Annotated in this window: 3 protein-coding genes and 1 tRNA gene; 1 reads left to right on the top strand and 3 read right to left on the bottom strand. The window is 67.7% G+C overall.

Translation table 11 applies throughout. The annotated features are described in order from the left end of the window. Window positions 1-99: 99 nt before the first annotated feature. Window positions 100-699: a 3-isopropylmalate dehydratase small subunit gene (leuD, locus tag ABF648_RS08495; protein ID WP_415631857.1), complete on the bottom strand. Its 600-nt coding sequence runs from the start codon at window positions 697-699 to the stop codon at window positions 100-102. A gap of 9 nt (window positions 700-708) precedes the next feature. Continuing rightward, window positions 709-2,109: a 3-isopropylmalate dehydratase large subunit gene (gene leuC / locus ABF648_RS08490; protein ID WP_415631856.1), complete on the bottom strand. Its 1,401-nt coding sequence runs from the start codon at window positions 2,107-2,109 to the stop codon at window positions 709-711. 53 nt (window positions 2,110-2,162) lie between these two features. Here leuC and ABF648_RS08485 point away from each other — a divergent pair, with 53 nt between their 5' ends. Beyond that, entirely contained in the window at window positions 2,163-2,891 is a 729-nt protein-coding gene (locus tag ABF648_RS08485) for an IclR family transcriptional regulator (protein WP_415631855.1), read from the top strand. A gap of 89 nt (window positions 2,892-2,980) precedes the next feature. Here ABF648_RS08485 and ABF648_RS08480 read toward each other — a convergent pair. Next, window positions 2,981-3,056 (bottom strand) — tRNA-Glu (locus ABF648_RS08480). Between the last annotated feature and the right edge of the window lie 172 nt (window positions 3,057-3,228).

Genomic DNA, 3,228 nt, shown 5'->3' with positions numbered 1-3,228 from the left:
GTCGCCGCGCCAAATCCTCCGGACTTAAGACCGTCTCAGCCCCACGGCCCGGGGGGGGCGCCGGGGCCGGCCCCCCCCCCCGGCGTCTTCGGATGCGGGTCAGGCGGCCACTTCGGTGGTCGTCGGCTTGAAGCTCGGGCGACGTGCCTCGTAGGCATCGATGTCGTCGGCATGGCGCAGGCTCAGCGCGATGTCGTCGAGACCCTCCATCAGGCGGTACCTGGTGTAGTCGTCGATGTCGAAGCCGAAGCTCTGGTCGCCGGCCTGCACGGTGCGTGCCTCGAGGTCCACTGTGATGGGTTCGCCGGGATGGGCGTCGGCGAAGTCCCACAGCTGGGCGACCTGGTCCTCCGGCAGGGTGGCGAGCAGCAGCCCGGATTTTCCGGCATTGCCGCGGAAGATGTCGCCGAAGCGGGAGCCGATGACCACCTTGAAGCCGTAGTTCTGCAGCGCCCAGACGGCATGCTCGCGAGAGGAGCCGATACCGAAGTCGGGCCCGGCGATCAGGATGGTGCCGGACTCGTAGGCCGGCTGGTTGAGCACGAAGTCAGGGTCGTTGCGCCAGCTCTTGAACAGGCCGTCCTCGAAACCGGTACGGGTGATCCGCTTGAGGTAGACGGCGGGAATGATCTGGTCGGTGTCGACATTGCTGCGGCGCAGCGGCACCGGCACGCCAGTGTGTGTGGAGAACTTTTCCATGTCAGTTCCTTAGGAGAGATCGGCGGGAGCGGCCAGGTGCCCGGTGACTGCGGTGGCGGCGGCGACGGCCGGGCTCACCAGATGGGTACGTCCGCCCGGGCCCTGCCGGCCCTCGAAATTGCGGTTGGAGGTGGACGCGCTGCGCTCACCGGGAGCCAGCTTGTCGGGGTTCATGGCCAGGCACATCGAGCAGCCGGCATGACGCCAGTCGGCCCCGGCGTCGATGAATACCTTGTCCAGGCCCTCCTCGATTGCCTGGTCGCGCACCGCGACCGAACCAGGGACGACGAGCATGTGCACGGAGTCAGCAACCTTGTGCCCCTTGAGCACGTCCGCGGCAGCCCTCAGGTCTTCGATGCGGCCGTTGGTGCAGGAGCCGATGAAGACCGTGTCCACCGAGATGTCACGCAGCGGGGTGCCCGCCTTGAGGTCCATGTACTCCAGAGCGCGGGCGGCGGCGGCACGCTGGATCTCGGAGGCGAAGTCGCTGGGATCGGGCACCGCGGAACTCAGCGGCGCACCCTGACCCGGATTGGTGCCCCAGGTGACGAAGGGGGTGAGCTCGGAGACGTCGAGGACGACCTCGGCGTCGTACTGCGCATCGGGATCAGAACGCAGGCTCGTCCAGTATTCGACGGCGCGGTCCCAATCGGCGCCCTTCGGAGCGTGCGGGCGACCGGAGAGGTACTCGAAGGTGGTGGCGTCCGGCGCGACCAGGCCTGCCCGGGCGCCCCACTCGATGGACATATTGCAGATGGTCATCCGGCCATCCATCGACATCTTCTCGATGGCAGGGCCGCGGTACTCGGCGATGTAGCCCTGGCCGCCGCCGGTGCCGACCTTGGCGATGAGGGCCAGCACAACGTCCTTGGGCGAGACATCGGCGGGCAGCTCGCCCGTCAGGGTGACAGCCATGGTCTTCGGCTTGGCCTGCGGCAGAGTCTGGGTGGCCAGCACGTGCTCGACCTCGGAGGTGCCGATGCCGAAGGCCAGCGCGCCGAAGGCGCCGTGGGTGGCGGTGTGCGAGTCGCCGCAGACGATCGTCATGCCGGGCTGGGTGAGACCGAGCTGCGGGCCCATGACGTGCACGATGCCCTGCTCGGCGTCACCGAGGGAGTGCAGCGGAACGCCGAACTCGGCACAGTTGGCCCGCAGGGTTTCCACCTGGGTACGGGAGACGGGGTCGACGATCGGCTTGTCAATGGCCTCTGTGGGAATGTTGTGGTCTTCGGTGGCCACGGTCAGTTCGGGATGGCGCACGGTGCGACCGGCGAGCCGGAGCCCCTCGAAGGCCTGGGGGCTGGTCACCTCGTGGACCAGCTGCAGGTCGATGTAGAGCAGATCAGGCTCCTCACCCCCGCTCGTCACGACGTGATCGTCCCAAATCTTGTCAGCGAGAGTTCGTGCCATGGGTGCAATTATCACCCTGGACATACCAAAATACGAGATGATAGTCTCATACTATGGACAACTCGAGTGGTGTCGGCGTCCTCGACAAGGCCGCCCTGGTGCTCACAGCCCTGGAACAAGGGCCCACGACTTTGGCTGGCCTGGTGCAGTCGACAGGGCTGGCAAGACCCACCGCGCACCGGCTCGCCGTCGCCCTGGAGCATCACCGGCTGGTCGGCCGGGACCTGCAGGGTCGTTTCGTGCTCGGCCCCCGCCTGGTGGAGCTGGCCTCTGCCGCCGGTGAGGATCGGCTGTTGGCCACGGCAGGCCCGATTCTTGCCCGACTGCGCGACATCACCGGCGAATCCGCACAGCTCTACCGTCGCCAGGGGGACATCCGGATCTGCGCGGCCGCCGCGGAACGTCCCACTGGCCTTCGCGACACCATTCCTGTGGGCGCCCAGCTCACGATGAGCGCGGGTTCGGCGGCACAGGTGCTGCTGGCCTGGGAGGATCCTGACAAGATCCGGGACGGCCTGGCATCGGCAACCTTCTCGGCCGTAGCCCTCAACACCGTTCGTCGGCGTGGTTGGGCGCAGTCCATCGGGGAACGTGAGCCTGGGGTGGCCTCGGTGTCCGCGCCAGTGCGCTCCCCCGCCGGGAAGGTCATCGCAGCGGTGTCCGTGTCGGGCCCGATCGAGCGGTTGACCCGCCAGCCCGGACGGCTGCACGCCCCCGCCGTCATCGCCGCGGCGGAACGGCTTTCCGAGGTGCTGCGCCGAGCATCTGCCGAAGAGCACTAGCTCCCCGGGCAGAGGACAGCTGCCGAACAGCACTGGGCGCTCCTACGAAGGAGGACCCCACACTGAGCGAGGTCCTCCTTGTTTCCACCTGGTAGCCCCGAGCGGATTCGAACCGCCGTTTCAGCCTTGAGAGGGCCGCGTGCTAGGCCGCTACACAACGGGGCCAGGTATTTCTGCTTGTTCAATTGTGCTGGTCGAACCAGTCGTCACCACTGCTTTCGTGCCTCGCCTGCCGGTCCTCCGCCCCCAGGCGGCGGGAGACCATCCCGGGGGGTACACGCCGCCAGACAGGCCGGCCCGCACCACCAACCCCCGGGGGGCGCAATTACCCACAACC

Source organism: Propionibacterium sp. (assembly GCF_047719395.1).
GTDB lineage: Bacteria > Actinomycetota > Actinomycetes > Propionibacteriales > Propionibacteriaceae > Propionibacterium.
Note: the sequence above shows the minus strand (reverse complement) of the source record. Positions and strands in the feature narration are given on the sequence as shown.

Bases quoted from the DNA above. Each gene is read 5' to 3' on its own strand.
- leuD (WP_415631857.1), bottom strand. From the start codon at position 699: ATGGAAAAGTTCTCCACACACACTGGCGTGCCGGTGCCGCTGCGCCGC.
- leuC (WP_415631856.1), bottom strand. From the start codon at position 2,109: ATGGCACGAACTCTCGCTGACAAGATTTGGGACGATCACGTCGTGACG.
- ABF648_RS08485 (WP_415631855.1), top strand. From the start codon at position 2,163: ATGGACAACTCGAGTGGTGTCGGCGTCCTCGACAAGGCCGCCCTGGTG.